This is a genomic window from Thauera sp. WH-1 (genome assembly GCF_047806685.1).
In the GTDB taxonomy this organism is placed as follows: Bacteria; Pseudomonadota; Gammaproteobacteria; order Burkholderiales; family Rhodocyclaceae; genus Thauera.
Window position 1 is genome coordinate 52,687 of the sequence record NZ_JBLQGP010000017.1, and the last position, 16,901, is coordinate 69,587.

The following is a 16,901-nucleotide window of genomic DNA, read 5'->3' on the forward strand; positions in this document are numbered from 1 at the left end:
GCGCCGCTCTCCAGGGGCCGTGGCGGCGGGTGCCTTGCTGATGAATGGATGCGCTGCCAGCATCGGCCGTTGCGCTCAGCATGTGGTCGGCTGAAAAAGGAGGCCCCGCCGGGGCCTCGATGTTGTGGCGACGCAGGGCTGGCGGGCGCTGCGTGCGGAGCGGACGATCAGGCGGCGTCGGCCTTGGCTGCGCGCTTGCGGTCGGTTTCCTTCAGGTGGCGCTTGCGCAGACGGATGCTCTTCGGGGTGATCTCGACCAGCTCGTCGTCGGCGATGAACTCGATCGCCGACTCCAGCGTCAGCGCGATCGGCGGGATCAGGCGCACCGCCTCGTCGGTACCTGAGGCGCGGACGTTGGTGAGCTGCTTGCCCTTGATCGGGTTCACCACAAGGTCGTTGTCACGCGTGTGGATGCCGATGATCATGCCTTCGTAGAGGGCGTCGCCCGGGCTCACGAACATGCGGCCGCGATCCTGCAGGTTCCACAGCGCGTAGGCCACGGCGTCACCGTCGTTCTGCGAGATCAGCACGCCGTTGCGGCGCTCGGCCATCTGGCCGGCCATCGGGCCGTAGTCGTCGAACACGTGGCTGGCCAGCCCGGTGCCACGGGTCATGGTGAGGAACTCGCCCTGGAAGCCGATCAGGCCGCGCGCCGGGATGCGGTATTCGAGGCGCACGCGGCCCTTGCCGTCGGGCTGCATGTCCTGGAGTTCGCCGCGGCGACGGCCGAGCTCTTCCATGACGCCGCCCTGGTGGTCCTCCTCGACGTCGACGGTGAGCAGCTCGTAGGGCTCGCACTTGACGCCGTCGATTTCCTTGTACACCACGCGCGGCCGGCCGACGGCGAGTTCGTAGCCTTCGCGACGCATGTTCTCGAGCAGGATGGTGAGGTGCAGTTCGCCGCGGCCGGACACCTCGAACACATCCGAGTCGCCGGTGTAGGTCACGCGCAGGGCGACGTTCTTGAGCAGTTCCTTCTCCAGGCGCTCGCGGATCTGGCGGCTGGTGACGAACTTGCCTTCGCGGCCGGCGAGTGGCGAGGTATTGACCATGAAGTTCATCGTCAGCGTCGGCTCGTCGACGGCGATTGGCTTCATGCCCTCGAGGCAGTTGGGGTCGCACAGGGTGACGCCGATATTGACCTGCTGGATGCCGGCGATCAGCACGATGTCGCCCGCTTCGGCGACCTCGGCCGGCGAGCGCTCCAGGCCCTTGAAGGTGAGGATCTGGCTGATCTTGCCCTTGCCGCGGCTCTCGTCGCCGTACATCACGACGACTTCCTGGTTGGGACGCACGCGACCGCGCTTGATGCGGCCGATCCCGAGCTGACCCATGTAGGTCGAGTAGTCGAGCGAACAGACCTGCATCTGCAGCGGGCCGTCGGCATCGACTTCGGGGGCGGGGACGTGCTTGAGGATGGCTTCGAACAGCGGACGCATGTCGCTGCGCTCGTCCTCGAGGTTTTCCACTGCGAAGCCGTTGAGGCCGGAGGCGTAGATGACCGGGAAGTCGAGCTGCTCGTCGGTGGCGCCGAGCTTGTCGAAGAGATCGAAGGTGTGGTTGATGACCCAGTCGGGGCGGGCGCCCGGACGATCGATCTTGTTGATGACGACGATCGGCTTGAGCCCCAGCGCCAGCGCCTTGCGCGTCACGAAGCGGGTCTGCGGCATCGGGCCCTCGACCGCATCGACCAGCAGCAACACGCTGTCGACCATCGACAGCACGCGCTCGACCTCTCCGCCGAAGTCGGCGTGACCCGGGGTGTCGACGATGTTGATGTGGGTGTCGCCGTACTGGATGGCGCAGTTCTTCGACAGGATCGTGATGCCACGTTCCTTTTCGATGTCTCCCGAGTCCATGACCCGTTCGGCGACCTGCTGGTTGTCGCGGAACGTGCCGGACTGACGCAGCAGTTGGTCGACGAGGGTGGTCTTACCGTGGTCGACGTGGGCGATGATGGCGATGTTGCGAATGGCGCGGGACATGGAGGCGGGAAGTCTTTGAAAGGGCACGAAGTCTACCACGGGCTGCGGCGCCGCAACATGGAATTCTCGAGTCGCGCCAGCGTCCATGCTAGAATCGCGCGCCCTCAACGCGGAGCCCGGTGCAATGCTTGCGATCATCGGTGGTAGTGGACTCACCCAGCTGTCGAACATGGAGACCCTGCGCCGGGAGGTGGTGCGCACGCCCTACGGCGAGCCCTCGGGCGCCCTGGTGTTCGGTCGCATGTGCGAGGAGCCGGTGGTGTTCTTGGCGCGCCACGGCTTCGGCCACACCATTCCGCCGCACCGCGTGAATTACCGCGCCAACATCTGGGCGCTGAAGGAGGCGCGCGTCACCGGCATCGTGTCGGTCGCCTCGGTGGGCGGCATTCGTGCCGACCTCGCACCGGGCACGCTGGTGGTCCCGCACCAGATCATCGACTACACCTGGGGCCGCAGCAGCACCTTCTTCGACGGCGGCGACAGCGCGGTGAAGCACATCGATTTCACCCACCCCTACGACGAGGAACTGCGCCGCCGCCTACTTGCCGCGATCGCCGCAACCGGGGATGTGGCCATCGATGGGGGCGTGTATGCGACCTCGCAGGGGCCGCGTCTGGAGACCGCCGCGGAGATCGACCGCTTCGAGCGCGACGGTGCCGACCTGGTCGGCATGACCGGCATGCCCGAGGCGGCGCTCGCGCGCGAGCTCGATCTGCCCTACGCGGCGATCAGCGTCGTCGTCAATTACGCCGCCGGCCGCGCCGCGAGCGCGGATGGCATTGTCTTCGGCGACATCGAACTGGTGCTGCAGCAATCGATGGCGCGCGTGCGCAAGGTGCTTGAATGCCTGTGCAAGGTCTGACAACCCTGGATCCGGAAATCGTTTGAGGCGCAAAATATGAAACGTCTGGAAGCCGCCTTCGAGCACGTGTTGTTCACCAGCCGCTGGCTGATGGCGCCGGTGTACTTCGGCCTCGTGCTGGCGATGGTGTTGCTGCTGGTGAAGTTCGGCAAGGAGATCATCCATCTGTTCGCCACCATGGGTAGTGCGAGCGGGGGCGACCTCATCATCGGCGTGCTCACCCTCGTGGATGTCGCGCTGATCATGAATCTGCTGATCATCATCATGTTCAGCGGCTATGAGAATTTCGTCTCCAAGATGGAGGATCTGCACAGCCACCGTGACCGCCCCGACTGGATGGGACACATCGGCTTCTCCGATCTCAAGATCAAGCTGTTCGGCTCGATCGTCGCGATCTCCGGTATCGAACTGCTCAAGGGCTTCATGAACGTCGCCAACCTGAGCGATCGCCACCTCGCCTGGATGGTCGGCATCCACCTCACCTTCCTGTTCTCGGGCCTGCTCTACGCGGCCATGGACAGGCTTGCCGGCAAGGGCCACTGAGCGCACTCATCCGGCCCGCGCGGGCGGGCTTCAGACCTGCAGGGCTTCGAGCAACTCGCGTTCGATCTTCAGCACCTGGGCGTCCTGCGCCAGCACCTGGCCGGTGAGCAGGAAGGTGTCCTCGACACGCTCGCCCAGCGTGGCGATCTTGGCCGTGTGCAGACGGATGGCATGCGCCGCCAGCACCGAGGCGACATCGAACAGCAGGCCGGGGCGATCGGCAGCGGTCAGCGACAGGACGTAATGGCGGCCGGCCTCGTCGGCGCGAATACTGACCTGCGGGCTGATCGGGAAATGCTTGACCTGGCGCGACATGCGCCCGCGCGCGGGCCGCTCGGGCGCGCCCGCTTGCAGCAGGCGGGCGCTCAGCTCGTGCTCGATCAGGTTGACGATGTCGCGGTAGGCGGCCTGCTGGCCGGGATCCTGCAGCATGAAGCTGTCGAGTGCGAAGCCGTGGCGGGTGGTGTGCACCTTGGCGTCGAGAATGGTGAAGCCCATGCGCCCGAAGAAGCCGGTCAGACGCACGAACAGATCCTTCTGGTCGCGGGTGAACACCATCACCTGCACGCCATCCTCGTCTTCGGCCACGCGTGCCTTGACGATCGGCTCGGCCGACTCGGTGCGGTAGTAAAGGACCCGCGTATGCCACGCGATCTCCTCGGCCGAATGACGCATGAAGTACACCGGATCGAGCTGCTCCCACAGCGCGTCCTCGACGCCGGGCCGCAGGCCATGGTAGCGGAGCAGACGGCGCGCATCCTCCATGCGGTCGTCCAGGCCCAGCGCCTCCTGCGGCGTAGCGCCGCGCAACAGGCGCTGGGTGGCGAAGAACAGATCCTCCAGCAGCTTGCCCTTCCAGCCGTTCCAGACCTTGGGGCTGGTGCCGCGCACGTCGGCGTGGGTGAGCAGGTAGAGGGCGGTCAGGCGGCGTTCGTCACCGACGGTGGCGGCGAAGCGCGCGATCACCTCCGGGTCGGAAGTGTCTTCCTTCTGCGCCACGCGCGACATCGTGAGGTGGTGCTCGACCAGCCAGACGACCAGCGCCGTATCTTCGGCGGCAAGCTCGTGCTGCAGGCAGAACTCGCGTGCATCGGCCATGCCGAGGCGCGAGTGGTCGCCGCCCCGGCCCTTGGCGATATCGTGGAAGAGGGCGGCGATGTAAAGCAGCCAGTGGCGCTCGAAGCTGATGATGAGTCGCGTCATCAGCGGGTACTCGTGCGCGTGCTCGCCCATCGTGAAGCGGCGCATGTTGCGCAGCACCATGAGGATGTGCTGGTCCACCGTATAGACGTGGAACAGGTCATGCTGCATCTGGCCGACGATGCGCCGCCAGGGCGGGATGTAACGCGACAGGATGCCGTATTCGTTCATGCGCCTGAAGCTATGCACGATGCCACGCTTTTGCTGCAGGATCTGCAGGAACAGCGCGCGATGCGCGGGATTGGCGCGAAAGGCGGCATTCACCCGGTTGCGGTTGATCCACAGCGCGCGCAGCGTACGGGCGGTCATGCCCTTCAGCTCGGAGCGCTGCTGCAGCAGCAGGAAGCACTCGAGCAGGGTCGAGGGGCTGCGCTCGAAGACGTCCTCGTGGCGGATGTCGAGCAGTTCCCGCACGACCTGGAAATGCGCGTTGACGATGATCGCCGCGCCGCGGTCGGGGAAGATCACGCTGCCGTAGTTCTGCAGCAGCACCGTGTTGAGCTGCATCACCATCTTGGCGGTGACGTAGTAGCGCTGCATCAGCACCTCGGAGGCGCGCCGGGTGGCGCTGGCCTCGATGCCGAGGATGCGCGCGAGCTTCTCCTGGTGGTCGAACAGCAGGCGGTCCTCGGAGCGCCCGGTGAGGTAATGCAGGCGGATGCGCAGGTGCTGCAGGAAGCGCTCGACGTTGCGCAGTTCGCCGGCTTCGCTGCCGGTGATCAGGCGACGGCGGGCGAGGTCGCGCCAGTTGCGCCCCAGCCCGGCGGCACGCGCGATCCAGCCCAGCATCTGCAGGTCGCGCAGGCCGCCGGGGCTTTCCTTGCAATTGGGCTCGAGGGCGTAGGGCGTCTCGTTGAAGCGGGCGTAGCGCTGCTCCTGTTCGAGCAGCTTCGCCTTGTAGAAGCTGCGGGCATCGAGTGCCTCGCGAAAGCGCGCAGCGAGCTCGGCAAAAAGTACCGCGTTGCCGGCCAGCAGGCGGGCCTCGAGCAGGCTTGTCTGCACGGTGATGTCGTCGCTGGAAGCGGCCAGGCATTCGTCGACGGTGCGTACCGCGTGGCCGATCTCCAGGCCCATGTCCCACAGAGCGCCGACCAGGCTGGACAGCCGCGACTGCAGTGCCGCGTCGGCCGCGGCAGGGAGCAGTATCAGCAGGTCGACGTCGGAGGCCGGATACAGCTCGCCGCGCCCATAACCACCGACGGCCACCACGGCCGCATCGGCCGGCATGCCGCAGTCCGCCCACAGGCGGCCGATTTCCTCGTCGACCAGGGCGGCGCGTCCCTTGAGCAGGTTTGCCGTCTGCGGGCGCGCCTCGTAGTCGGCGCGCAGGCGCGCCATGCCTTCGCCCAGCCGTTTGCGGGCTGCGGCAGCAAGTGGCTGCAGCGCTTGGGTGAGGACGTCGTTCATGGCGCGCAGGGGGCTCAGTGCGTGGTGGCGAGGCGCTCGGCGACGAGCGCCGGCGGCGGCAGCGCCTTGGCGGACACGGTCAGCACCTCGACACCGCTGTCGGTGACCACGACCGTGTGCTCCCATTGCGCGGACAGGCTGCGGTCCTTGGTCACGATGGTCCAGCCGTCGGGCAGTTCCGAGATGGCGGCCTTGCCGGCGTTGATCATGGGCTCGATGGTGAAGATCATTCCGGGCTTGAGCTCGGGGCCGGTGCCGGCCTTGCCGTAGTGCAGCACCTGCGGCTCCTCGTGGAACTTGCGCCCGATGCCGTGGCCGCAGAACTCGCGTACCACCGAGAAGCCGTTGCCTTCGGCGTGCTTCTGGATTACTGCGCCGATGTCGCCAAGGCGGCCGCCGGGCTTCACCGCGGCGATGCCCAGCCACATGCATTCGTAGGTGATCTGGGTAAGGCGCCGGGCAATGATGCTCGCCGCCGAGTCGCCGCCGACCAGGAACATGCGGCTGGTGTCGCCGTGAAAGCCGTCCTTGATCACCGTGATGTCCAGATTGACGATGTCGCCCTTCTTCAGTGCCTTGTCGCCGGGCACGCCATGGCAGACCTGATGGTTCACCGAGGTGCAGATCGACTTCGGGTAGGGCGAGTAGCCCGGCGGGGCATAGTTGAGCGGTGCCGGCACGGTGTGCTGCACGTTCACCATGTAGTCATGGCACAGGCGGTCGAGCTCGGCCGTGGTCACACCGGGCTTGACGAAGGGCTCGATGTAGTCGAGCACTTCGGCAGCGAGGCGGCAGGCCACGCGCATGTGTGCGATTTCTTCTGGGGTCTTGATGATGATGCTCATTGTCTTTTGTTGGGCGCGGGGGCTGGGAAAGGCCTCAAGGCTATCGCAAGCGCCCCTGGCGGGCAAACCTGGACGCATTGCGAGCCTTGAGAAAGCACGATGACGCATGCTAATATCGCCGGCTTGTCTGTCTTGGCAGGCAAAATCCGCACGTCCTGCAGTAAAGGGTCCGCCGGGATGGTGTCGACGCAAGCCTCGAAATTCGGGGGTGTCGGCCGTCAGGGTGGCGTGGTTGTGCTTCGATCCCGCTCCGCGATGGAGGTCGGTGGAACGGGGCGCATCTGCAGGGCGGAGGTATAACCCTTTGATCAGTTTGGAGTTCCAAATGTCCGTCACAATGCGTCAGATGCTGGAAGCCGGCGTTCACTTCGGCCACCAGACCCGCTTCTGGAATCCGCGCATGGCCCCCTACATCTTCGGCCAGCGCAACAAGATCCACATCGTCAACCTCGAGAAGACGATGGCGAAGTACAACGAAGCCATCGACTTCGTGCGCAAGCTCGCCGCCAACCGCGGCAACATCATGTTCGTCAGCACCAAGCGCCAGGCGCGCGAGATCATCGCCGAGGAAGCGCAGCGCGCCGGCATGCCCTACGTCGATGAGCGCTGGCTCGGCGGCATGCTGACCAACTTCAAGACCGTCAAGCAGTCCATCAAGCGCTTGAAGGAAGTCGAGGCGATGATGGAGGACGGCTCGGTCGAGCGCCTGTCCAAGCGCGAAGCGCTGACCGTGCGCCGCGAACTGGACAAGCTGCAGAAGTCGATCGGCGGCATCAAGGACATGGGCGGCCTGCCCGATGCGCTGTTCGTGATCGATGTCGGCTACCACAAGATCGCCATCACCGAAGCGCAGAAGCTCGGTATCCCGGTCGTCGCCGTGGTCGATACCAACCACTCACCCGAAGGTGTGGACTATGTGATCCCGGGTAACGATGACTCCTCGCGCGCCATCCGCCTGTACGCCCGTGGCGTGGCCGACGCCGTGCTGCAGGGCCGCAGCCAGGTGTTGCAGGAAATCGTCGATGCCGGCGGCGACGAGTTCGTCGAGGTCGAGGAAGACGGCACGCAGGAACAGGCCTGATCCGCAGAATACGGGGCCCGCGAGGCCCCTTTTGCACTCTGCAACAGACATCCTCGGATCGCAGCGTCGCGCACCATGTGCCGCGACTGCGGTCCGATACCGAACATCCAACGGGAACATTCAGGAGCTAGCATGGCGGAAATCACCGCGAGCATGGTCAAGGAACTGCGCGAGAAGACCGACGCGCCGATGATGGAATGCAAGAAGGCGCTGACCGAAGCGGCCGGCGACATGGACAAGGCCGAAGAGATCCTGCGCGTCAAGCTCGGCAACAAGGCCTCCAAGGCCGCCGCACGCGTCACCGCGGAAGGCATCGTCGGCACCTTCCTGTCGGCCGACGGCAAGCTCGCCGCGATGGTCGAGCTCAACTGCGAAACCGACTTCGTCGCCAAGAACGACGACTTCATCGGCCTCGCCGCCCAGCTCGCCGAACTCATCGCGCAGAAGAACCCGGCCGACGTCGCCGCGCTGTCCGCACTCGAGATCGGCGGCCAGAGCGTCGAGGCGATCCGCACCGCACTGGTGGGCAAGATCGGCGAGAACATGAGCATCCGCCGTTTCGCCCGCATCGAGGCGAAGGGTCAGGTCGCGAGCTACGTGCACGCCGGTGCCAAGATCGGCGTGCTGGTCGATCTGGTCGGCGGCGACGAGCAGCTTGCCAAGGATCTGGCGATGCACATCGCGGCCTCCAAGCCGAAGTCGCTCGACGCCAGCGGCGTGGCCCAGGAACTGATCGACGCCGAGCGTCGCATCGCCATCGAGAAGGCACGCGAGGCCGGCAAGCCGGACGCCATGCTCGACAAGATCGCCGAAGGCACGGTGCAGAAGTTCCTCAAGGAAGTGACCCTGCTCGGCCAGGTCTTCGTCAAGGCCGAGGACGGCAAGCAGACGATCGAGCAGCTGCTCAAGGCCAAGGGCGCGTCGGTGGCCAGCTTCGTGCTGTTCATCGTTGGCGAGGGCATCGAGAAGAAGGTCACCGACTTCGCTGCCGAAGTGGCCGAACAGGCTGCGGCTGCCGCCAAGAAGTAAGGGGAAGATCGTGACCGCCGCCTACAAGCGCATCCTGCTGAAGCTCTCCGGCGAAGCCCTGATGGGCGACGACGCCTATGGCATCAACGAGGACGTGGTGACCCGCATCGTGTCCGAGATTGCCGAGGTCAGCCGACTCGGCGTTCAGGTGGGTGTGGTGATCGGCGGCGGCAACATCTTCCGTGGCATGAAGGGCGCGGCTTCCGGCATGGACCGCGCCACCGCCGACTACATGGGCATGCTGGCCACGGTGATGAACGCGATGGCGCTGGCCGACGCGATGCGCCGCATGGACGTCCAGGCGCGCGTGCAGTCGGCACTGCGCATCGATCAGGTGGTCGAGCCCTACATCCGTGGTCGCGCGATCCGCCACCTCGAAGAGGGGCGCGTCGTCATCTTCGCCGCCGGTACCGGCAACCCGTTCTTCACCACCGACACCGCGGCGGCGCTACGTGGTTCCGAGATCGGTGCGCAGATCGTGCTCAAGGCGACCAAGGTGGACGGCGTCTATACTGCCGACCCGAAGAAGGATCCGAGCGCGCAGCGTTATCACCGCATCAGCTTCGACGAAGCCATCGGTCGCAACCTGGCCGTGCTCGACTCCACCGCGTTTGCGCTGTGTCGTGACCAGAAACTGCCGATCAACGTGTTCTCGATCTTCAAGCCCGGCGCGCTCAAGCGCGTGGTGATGGGCGAGGACGAAGGCACGCTGGTCCATTCCTGAACACTGGAGAATGCGCGTATGATTGCCGAACTCAAGAAGAACGCCGAGACCAAGATGCAGAAGTCGGTCGAGGCCCTCAAGGCCGACCTCGCCAAGGTGCGCACCGGCCGTGCCCATACCGGTCTGCTCGATCACGTCATGGTCGAGTACTACGGTTCCATGGTGCCGGTGAACCAGGTCGCGAACATCACGCTGATCGATGCTCGCACGATCGGCGTGCAGACCTGGGAAAAGCCGATGCTCGGCAAGGTCGAGCGGGCCATCCGTGACAGCGACCTTGGCCTCAATCCGGCCAACATGGGCGAGCTACTGCGCGTGCCGATGCCGGCGCTCACCGAGGAGCGTCGCCGTGACCTCACCAAGGTCGTGCGCCACGAGGGCGAGAACGCCAAGATCGCGATCCGCAACCTGCGTCGAGACGCCAATCAGCAGCTCAAGGATGCGGTCAAGGACAAGCTGATCTCGGAGGACGACGAGCGACGCGGCGAGGACGACATCCAGAAGCTCACCGACCGCTACGTCAGTGAGATCGACAAGCTGCTTGCGCAGAAAGAACAGGAACTGATGCAGATCTGATCCGGCCTGGATCGGCTGTTCGCAGCAGAGAAGAACAGGAGGCGGATCATGGCCGGTGGACGGTTCAAGAGCTCCACCCGGGATATTCCCGAGGTGACGTCGGTGCCGCGTCATATCGCCGTCATCATGGACGGCAATGGACGCTGGGCCCGCAAACGCCTGATGCCCCGCGTCGCGGGGCACAGCCGCGGCGTGGAGGCCCTGCGGGCGGTGATTCGCGGCTGCATCGAGCGCGGCGTGGAGTATCTCACCGTGTTCGCCTTCAGCTCCGAGAACTGGCGCCGGCCCGCCGACGAGGTGTCCTTCCTGATGCAGCTGTTCCTCAAGTCGCTGCAGAAGGAGGTCGCACGACTGCACGAGAACGGCATCCGTTTTCGCGTCATCGGCGACCTGTCGCGTTTCGACGCGCAGCTGGTCTCCATCATCCGCGAGGCCGAGTCCCTGACCGCCGCCAACACGCGCTTTCACCTCACGGTGGCGGCCAACTACGGTGGACGCTGGGACATCCTGAACGCGATGTCGCGCCTGATGGCCCGGCATCCCGAACGCCGCGACGGCTTCAGCGAGGATGAGCTTGCCGCCGAGATGTCAATGTCTTACGCCCCTGAGCCCGACCTCTTCATCCGCACCGGGGGCGAGAAGCGCATCAGCAATTTCCTGCTCTGGCAACTCGCCTACACCGAGCTGTACTTCACCGACACGCTGTGGCCCGACTTCGATGCAGCCGCACTCGACGAGGCAATCCGTTCCTACCACGGCCGTGAGCGCCGCTTCGGCCGCACCAGCGAACAACTGAAAGCTGCCGTCGAGGCCGAAGGACCGAATGCTTAAGGACCGGGTCATCACCGCCGTCCTGCTTCTTGCCGGACTGCTCGGTGCAGTCTTCCTGTTGCCGCCGCTCGCCTGGCTCGTGATCTGCGCGGCGCTGTGCGGCGTCGCAGCCTGGGAGTGGGGCGGGCTGGCGCGCTTCGAGCGCCCGCTGCGCATGTCCACTGCCGTGGTCTTTGCGCTTTCCTGCCTGATGCTCGGCTACCTCGCCGGCCTCGGCAGCGGCTCGCTGGCGGGCACACCCCTGCTGCTGCCGCTGTACGCGATCAGCGCGCTGTTCTGGATCCTCATCGTGCCGGCCTGGCTGGCGCGCAAGTGGACGCTGCGCAGCCCGATGCTGGCCTCGCTGGTCGGCTTCATCGTGCTGATCCCGACCGCGCTCGCGCTCGCCCACCTGCGCACGGTGGGCCCTTGGATCCTGCTCGGCACGATGGCGGTGGTCTGGGTCGCCGACATCGCGGCCTATTTTTCCGGTCGCGCCTTTGGTCGGCACAAGCTCGCCCCCGGCATCAGTCCCGGCAAGACCTGGGAGGGGGCGATGGGGGCCGTGGCAGCCGTGCTGCTCTACGGCATTGGCGTGCTCGTCTGGCTCGGCGCCAGTCAGGCCGGCGGAGCGCTGGTGATCGGGCTGGCGCTGGTGGCGTGGACCGCGATCAGCATCATCGGCGACCTTTTTGAATCCTTGCTCAAGCGCCAGGCCGGCATCAAGGACAGTGGCAACATCCTGCCCGGACACGGCGGCATCCTCGATCGGATCGACAGCCTGACCTCCACTTTGCCGATCGTCGCGCTCGCCTCGGTCCTGCTCGCACACTGATTCCTGCCGGCCGCTCGGCACGACTCCCGACCAGGAACGCATCCTTCATGGCTGAAACCGTATTGCAGCGCATCACCGTACTCGGCGCCACCGGCTCCATCGGTCAGAGCACGCTCGACGTGGTCGCCCGCCATCCCGAACGCTTCGAGGTCTTCGCCCTCAGCGCCCACAGCCAGCACGACAAGCTGCTTGCGCAGTGCCTGCAGTTCTCGCCACGCTATGCGGTGATGGGCAGCAGCGCAGCCGCCACGCAGCTTGCGGCAGGACTGCGTGCCGCGGGCAGCACGACCGAGGTGCTGAGCGGTGCGGCGGCGCTCGAGCAGGTCGCCGCCGCACCCGAGGTTCATATGGTGATGGCTGCGATCGTTGGCGCCGCAGGCCTGCGCCCGACGCTGGCCGCTGCGCGTGCCGGCAAGAAGGTGCTGTTAGCCAACAAGGAAGCGCTGGTGCTGTCGGGCCAGCTGTTCATGAACGCGGTGGCGGACAGCGGCGCTCGTCTGTTGCCGATCGACAGTGAGCACAACGCCGTGTTTCAGGCCCTGCCGCAGGGCTACGCGCGCGACCCGCAGGGGGCAGGCGTGCGCCGCGTGCTGCTGACCGCTTCGGGCGGCCCGTTCCGCGAGCGTCCGCTCGACAGCCTTGCGCAGGTGACGCCCGATCAGGCCTGCGCCCATCCCAACTGGGTGATGGGGCGCAAGATCTCGGTCGATTCGGCGACCATGATGAACAAGGGCTTGGAGGTGATCGAGGCGCACTGGCTGTTCGGTGCGCCGGTCGACATGATCGAGGTCGTCGTCCATCGTCAGAGCGTGATCCACTCTATGGTCGAATACGCTGACGGCTCGGTCATCGCCCAGCTCGGCAATCCCGACATGCGCACGCCGATCGCCCATGCGATGGCCTGGCCTGAACGCATCGACGCAGGCGTACGTCCACTCGACCTGTTCGAGATCGCGCGACTCGACTTCGAGCGCCCCGACTTCACGCGCTTCCCCTGTCTGCGTCTGGCGTTCGAGGCCTTGCGCAGCGGCGGGGCGGCACCGGCGGTGCTCAACGCCGCCAACGAGGAGGCGGTCGCTGCCTTCCTCGATCGACGCATTGGCTTTCTCGACATCGCGCGTGTGATCGAGGCTTGCCTGGAACGTAGCCACTGCCTCGCGGTCGATTCGCTGGAGGCGGTGCTAACCGCTGACGCCCGTGCCCGCGATTGGGCGCGCGGCGAGATCTGCAACCGACAGGCTGTCTGATGAATCTGCTGAACTACCTCGTTCCTTTTGCGCTGGCCCTCGGTGTGCTGATTCTGGTGCACGAGATGGGGCATTACCTGGTCGCGCGCTGGTGCGGTGTCAAGGTGCTGCGGTTTTCGATCGGCTTCGGCAAGCCTTTGTGCACCCGACGGGCCGGACGTGACGCCACCGAATGGTCGTTGGCCGCCTTCCCACTCGGTGGCTACGTGAAGATGCTCGACGAGCGCGAGGGACCGGTCGCGCCCGCCGAGCTGCATCGCAGCTTCAACCGTCAGAGCGTGTATCGGCGTTTCGCGATCGTCGCGGCCGGGCCGCTGGCCAACTTCCTGCTCGCGATCGTGGTGTATTGGGGGCTGTTCGTCGCCGGCACGGACGAGTTGCGTCCGCGCGTTGCGCTGTCGGAAACGCCGGCGATCGCCGAGGCAGCGGGCGTGCGCGACGGTGACCTCGTGGTGGCGGTGGATGAGGAGCCGGTGCGAAGCTGGCAGGACCTGCGCTGGGTCCTGCTCCAGCACGCGCTCGACAATCGCGAGGTGATGCTCAAGGTGCGCACGCTGGAGGAGGTCGAGGCCTTTCGTCGGCTCGACCTGAAAGGCGTGCCGATCGACGAGGCCGGGACCGACCTGATCGCACGCATCGGGCTCAAGCCCTGGCGCCCGGCAATCCCTGCCATCATCGGACGCCTGGTCGAAGGCGGGCCGGCCGAGCGCGCGGGCATGCGATCGGGCGACGAGGTGGTCGCGATCGAGGCGACGCCGATCGAGGCCTGGACAGAGCTGGTGCAGACGGTGCGCGAAGCGCCCGGAAGAATGCTGCGCTTCGAGATCGCGCGTGAAGGCAGCGTCATGGAGCTTTTCGTCACGCCCGATGAGGCAAGCGAGAACGGTGAGCGCGTCGGTCGCATCGGTGTCGGCGTGGCCGAACCCGCGCCGGGCGGGCTGTCGATGTTTGCCGAGGTCCGCTATGGGCCGGTCGAGGGCCTGGTGAAGGCGGTGCGCCAGACCTGGGAGACGAGCGTGCTGAGCCTGAAGATGATCGGCCGCATGTTCACCGGCGAAGTGTCGTGGAAGAACCTGTCCGGGCCGGTCACCATCGCCGACTACGCGGGCCAGACCGCCCAACTCGGACTCAGTCATTACCTCAAGTTCGTGGCCCTCATCAGCATCAGTCTGGGGGTCCTGAACCTGCTCCCCATCCCGGTTCTGGATGGTGGACACTTGTTGTACTATACCGTCGAAATCATCAAGGGCGGTCCGATTCCGGAGCGCGTCATGGAGATCGGTCAGCAGATCGGCCTCGTCCTCCTTGTAATGCTGATGGCATTCGCCTTCTACAACGACATCAATCGTCTCATTTCCGGCTGAAATCCCGCATGAATCGCAAGCTCCTGCCCGGGCTCATCATGGCCCTCTTTGCCGCTGCCCCGGCTTTTGCGTTCGACCCCTTCGTGGTTCAGGACATCCGGGTGGAGGGCATCCAGCGCACCGAGGCGGGCACGGTCTTCAACTACCTGCCGGTCCGCGTGGGAGAACGCTTTACCGAGGAACAAGCCGCTGAGGCCATCCGGGCGCTTTTTGCCACTGGGTTCTTCAGCGACGTGCGCATCGAGACCGAAGGTGAGGTCATCGTGGTCTTGGTCGATGAACGCCCGGCGATCGCGGACATCGCTTTTGTGGGCGTGAAGGAATTCGACAAGGACGCGCTGAAGGCGGGCCTGCGCGAGGTGGGTCTCGCCGAGTCCCGCATCTTCGACCGCGCACTGCTCGAGCGCGCAGAGCAGGAGCTCAAGCGCCAGTACCTGTCGCGGGGCAAGTACGCCGCCACCATCACCACCACAGTGACGCCGCTCGAGCGCAACCGCGTCGGCATCAACTTTGCGGTGGAGGAGGGCAGCGTCGCCAAGATCCGCCAGATCAGCATCGTCGGCGCCAACGCCTTCAAGGCCAAGGATCTGCTCGACCAGATGCAGCTCACCACGCCGGGCTGGCTCACCTGGTACACCAAGAACGACCAGTATTCCCGCCAGAAGCTTGCGGCCGACCTCGAGACCCTGCGCTCCTTCTACCTGAACCAGGGCTATCTCGATTTCAACATCGACTCGACCCAGGTCTCGATCACGCCCGACAAGCAGGACATCTACATCACGGTCAATATCACCGAGGGCGAAAAGTACACCGTCAGCGGCGTGCGCTTCACCGGCGACCTGATCATCCCCGAGTCCGAATATCTCGCGCTGACGAAGATCCGCCCGGGCGACACCTTCTCGCGCGAGCAGCTGACTGAAACCACCAAGGCGATCACCGACCGCCTCGGTAACGAGGGCTATGCTTTTGCCAACGTCAATGCCGCGCCCGAGGTCGACAAGGCAAAGCGCGAAGTCGCCTTCACCGTGTTTGTCGATCCGGGGCGCCGTGTGTACGTGCGTCGCATCAACGTCGGCGGCAACACCAAGACCCGCGACGAGGTCGTGCGGCGCGAGATGCGGCAGATGGAAGGCGGCTGGTACGACGCGTCCGCGATCAACCGCTCGCGCACGCGTATCGACCGCCTGGGCTTCTTCGACGAGGTCAATGTCGAGACGCCCGCCGTGCCGGGGACGACCGACCAGGTCGACGTCAACTTCACCGTCAAGGAGCGCCCGACCGGCAACCTGATGCTGGGTGCGGGCTTCTCCAGCGCCGAGAACATCGTGCTGTCGGCCTCGATCGCGCAGCAGAACCTGTTTGGCAGCGGCAACGCGCTGACCCTGGGCCTCAATACCAGCCAGTCGAGCCGCACCCTGGCGCTGTCCTTCACAAATCCGTATTACACGGTCGATGGGGTGAGCCTGGGCTGGGACCTGTACCACCGCACCTACGATGCCGACGAACTGGATTCGGTGTCGCCGTACAAGACGGTGTCCACCGGCGCTGGTATCCGCCTGGGCTGGCCGATTGCGGAGGACGACCAGATCAATTTCGGCCTCACCGCGGACCAGACCGAGATCACGACGTATTCGCTGAGCCCGAAGCTCTACAAGGACTTCTGCCGCGATTACGGCGGCTGCAACAATCCCGACGGCATTGGCGAGGTGACCGTCAGCAGCCTGTTGGCGACCATCGGTTGGTCGCGTGACAGCCGGGACAGTTTTATCTACCCGCGTGCAGGCAGCTTCCAGCGCCTGTACGGCGAGGTCACGGTGCCGGTCGGCGACCTGCGCTATGGCAAGATCGGCTACCAGTATCAGCACTGGTTCCCGATTGGGCGCGACTACGCCCTGATGCTCAACGCCGACGTCGGTTACGCCAAGGGTTTTGGCGGGAAGGATGTACCCTTCTACAAGAACTATTACGTCGGCGGCATTGGCTCGGTGCGCGGCTTCGACCAGGGCTCAATCGGTCCCAAGTTCCGGGACACCGATGGCGACGTGACCTCGACCGGCGGTACGCGCAAGGCGGTCGGCAATGCGGAGTTCTACTTCCCGATGCCGGGAGCGGGTCAGGATCGCTCCTTCCGAATCTCGGCCTTCTTCGATGCCGGTTATGTATGGGGTGAGGACGAACAGCCCCTCGGCAGCGACAATTTCGTGGCACAAAGCGTGCGCTTCAGCGACCTGCGCTACAGTACCGGCCTGGCGTTCTCGTGGAGTTCGCCGATCGGGCCGCTGAAGTTCAGCTTCGGCCACCCGCTCAAGAAGGAAGAGAATGACGAGATCCAGCGGTTCCAGTTCCAGCTTGGCAGCGTGTTCTAAGCTGTCGGCGATCGAGTTTCATCCGGA

Annotated in this window: 14 protein-coding genes; 11 read left to right on the forward strand and 3 right to left on the reverse strand. The window is 65.4% G+C overall.

Annotated elements, in window-relative coordinates:
- Window positions 1-167: 167 nt before the first annotated feature.
- Window positions 168-1,985, reverse strand: a complete 1,818-nt coding sequence (typA, locus tag ACMV5O_RS15895; protein ID WP_416164374.1) for a translational GTPase TypA — start codon at window positions 1,983-1,985, stop codon at window positions 168-170.
- A gap of 124 nt (window positions 1,986-2,109) precedes the next feature.
- Between typA and ACMV5O_RS15900 the strand changes: the two genes are divergently transcribed.
- Together ACMV5O_RS15900 and ACMV5O_RS15905 are read left to right on the forward strand one after the other, a co-directional pair.
- Window positions 2,110-2,847 (forward strand): S-methyl-5'-thioinosine phosphorylase, encoded by a 738-nt coding sequence (locus ACMV5O_RS15900; RefSeq protein ID WP_416164375.1) that lies wholly within the window; start codon window positions 2,110-2,112, stop codon window positions 2,845-2,847.
- 36 nt (window positions 2,848-2,883) lie between these two features.
- Entirely contained in the window at window positions 2,884-3,390 is a 507-nt protein-coding gene (locus ACMV5O_RS15905; RefSeq protein WP_416164376.1) for a TIGR00645 family protein, read from the forward strand.
- Window positions 3,391-3,420: 30 nt separating this feature from the next.
- Here ACMV5O_RS15905 and ACMV5O_RS15910 read toward each other — a convergent pair whose 3' ends face one another.
- On the reverse strand, window positions 3,421-5,997 hold the full coding sequence (locus ACMV5O_RS15910; RefSeq protein ID WP_416164377.1) for a [protein-PII] uridylyltransferase: 2,577 nt from the start codon (window positions 5,995-5,997) through the stop codon (window positions 3,421-3,423).
- Between the two features lie 14 nt (window positions 5,998-6,011).
- Window positions 6,012-6,842 carry a type I methionyl aminopeptidase gene (map, locus tag ACMV5O_RS15915; RefSeq protein WP_416164378.1) on the reverse strand — a complete coding sequence of 277 codons (831 nt, stop codon included), beginning with the start codon at window positions 6,840-6,842 and terminating at the stop codon, window positions 6,012-6,014.
- A 325-nt stretch (window positions 6,843-7,167) separates the two neighbouring features.
- On the opposite strand from map, the gene rpsB reads away from it, so the two are divergent.
- The 9 genes from rpsB (at window position 7,168) to bamA (ending at window position 16,874) form a co-directional block, all read left to right on the forward strand.
- Window positions 7,168-7,923 (forward strand): 30S ribosomal protein S2, encoded by a 756-nt coding sequence (gene rpsB / locus ACMV5O_RS15920; protein ID WP_324538455.1) that lies wholly within the window; start codon window positions 7,168-7,170, stop codon window positions 7,921-7,923.
- Window positions 7,924-8,055: 132 nt separating this feature from the next.
- Window positions 8,056-8,952, forward strand: coding sequence for a translation elongation factor Ts (tsf, locus tag ACMV5O_RS15925; RefSeq protein WP_324538453.1), 897 nt, complete (start codon window positions 8,056-8,058; stop codon window positions 8,950-8,952).
- A 7-nt stretch (window positions 8,953-8,959) separates the two neighbouring features.
- Complete coding sequence (pyrH, locus tag ACMV5O_RS15930; protein WP_416164406.1) at window positions 8,960-9,676, forward strand: UMP kinase; 717 nt, start codon at window positions 8,960-8,962, stop codon at window positions 9,674-9,676.
- Between the two features lie 18 nt (window positions 9,677-9,694).
- Window positions 9,695-10,252: a ribosome recycling factor gene (gene frr / locus ACMV5O_RS15935; protein ID WP_324538449.1), complete on the forward strand. Its 558-nt coding sequence runs from the start codon at window positions 9,695-9,697 to the stop codon at window positions 10,250-10,252.
- 48 nt (window positions 10,253-10,300) lie between these two features.
- Entirely contained in the window at window positions 10,301-11,083 is a 783-nt protein-coding gene (uppS, locus tag ACMV5O_RS15940) for a polyprenyl diphosphate synthase (RefSeq protein ID WP_416164379.1), read from the forward strand.
- Entirely contained in the window at window positions 11,076-11,897 is an 822-nt protein-coding gene (locus tag ACMV5O_RS15945; RefSeq protein WP_416164380.1) for a phosphatidate cytidylyltransferase, read from the forward strand. The genes uppS and ACMV5O_RS15945 overlap by 8 nt, the downstream gene beginning before the upstream one ends.
- A 47-nt stretch (window positions 11,898-11,944) precedes the next feature.
- Window positions 11,945-13,144: a 1-deoxy-D-xylulose-5-phosphate reductoisomerase gene (ispC, locus tag ACMV5O_RS15950; RefSeq protein ID WP_416164381.1), complete on the forward strand. Its 1,200-nt coding sequence runs from the start codon at window positions 11,945-11,947 to the stop codon at window positions 13,142-13,144.
- Window positions 13,144-14,508, forward strand: a complete 1,365-nt coding sequence (gene rseP, locus ACMV5O_RS15955) for an RIP metalloprotease RseP (protein ID WP_416164382.1) — start codon at window positions 13,144-13,146, stop codon at window positions 14,506-14,508. Before ispC ends, rseP begins: the two co-directional genes overlap by 1 nt.
- Window positions 14,509-14,516: 8 nt before the next feature.
- Window positions 14,517-16,874 (forward strand): outer membrane protein assembly factor BamA, encoded by a 2,358-nt coding sequence (gene bamA / locus ACMV5O_RS15960; RefSeq protein ID WP_416164383.1) that lies wholly within the window; start codon window positions 14,517-14,519, stop codon window positions 16,872-16,874.
- Window positions 16,875-16,901 lie beyond the last annotated feature (27 nt).

Coding starts and splice junctions, on each gene's coding strand:
- typA (WP_416164374.1), bottom strand. CDS start 1,985: ATGTCCCGCGCCATTCGCAACATCGCCATCATCGCCCACGTCGACCAC.
- ACMV5O_RS15900 (WP_416164375.1), top strand. CDS start 2,110: ATGCTTGCGATCATCGGTGGTAGTGGACTCACCCAGCTGTCGAACATG.
- ACMV5O_RS15905 (WP_416164376.1), top strand. CDS start 2,884: ATGAAACGTCTGGAAGCCGCCTTCGAGCACGTGTTGTTCACCAGCCGC.
- ACMV5O_RS15910 (WP_416164377.1), bottom strand. CDS start 5,997: ATGAACGACGTCCTCACCCAAGCGCTGCAGCCACTTGCTGCCGCAGCC.
- map (WP_416164378.1), bottom strand. CDS start 6,842: ATGAGCATCATCATCAAGACCCCAGAAGAAATCGCACACATGCGCGTG.
- rpsB (WP_324538455.1), top strand. CDS start 7,168: ATGTCCGTCACAATGCGTCAGATGCTGGAAGCCGGCGTTCACTTCGGC.
- tsf (WP_324538453.1), top strand. CDS start 8,056: ATGGCGGAAATCACCGCGAGCATGGTCAAGGAACTGCGCGAGAAGACC.
- frr (WP_324538449.1), top strand. CDS start 9,695: ATGATTGCCGAACTCAAGAAGAACGCCGAGACCAAGATGCAGAAGTCG.
- uppS (WP_416164379.1), top strand. CDS start 10,301: ATGGCCGGTGGACGGTTCAAGAGCTCCACCCGGGATATTCCCGAGGTG.
- ACMV5O_RS15945 (WP_416164380.1), top strand. CDS start 11,076: ATGCTTAAGGACCGGGTCATCACCGCCGTCCTGCTTCTTGCCGGACTG.
- ispC (WP_416164381.1), top strand. CDS start 11,945: ATGGCTGAAACCGTATTGCAGCGCATCACCGTACTCGGCGCCACCGGC.
- rseP (WP_416164382.1), top strand. CDS start 13,144: ATGAATCTGCTGAACTACCTCGTTCCTTTTGCGCTGGCCCTCGGTGTG.
- bamA (WP_416164383.1), top strand. CDS start 14,517: ATGAATCGCAAGCTCCTGCCCGGGCTCATCATGGCCCTCTTTGCCGCT.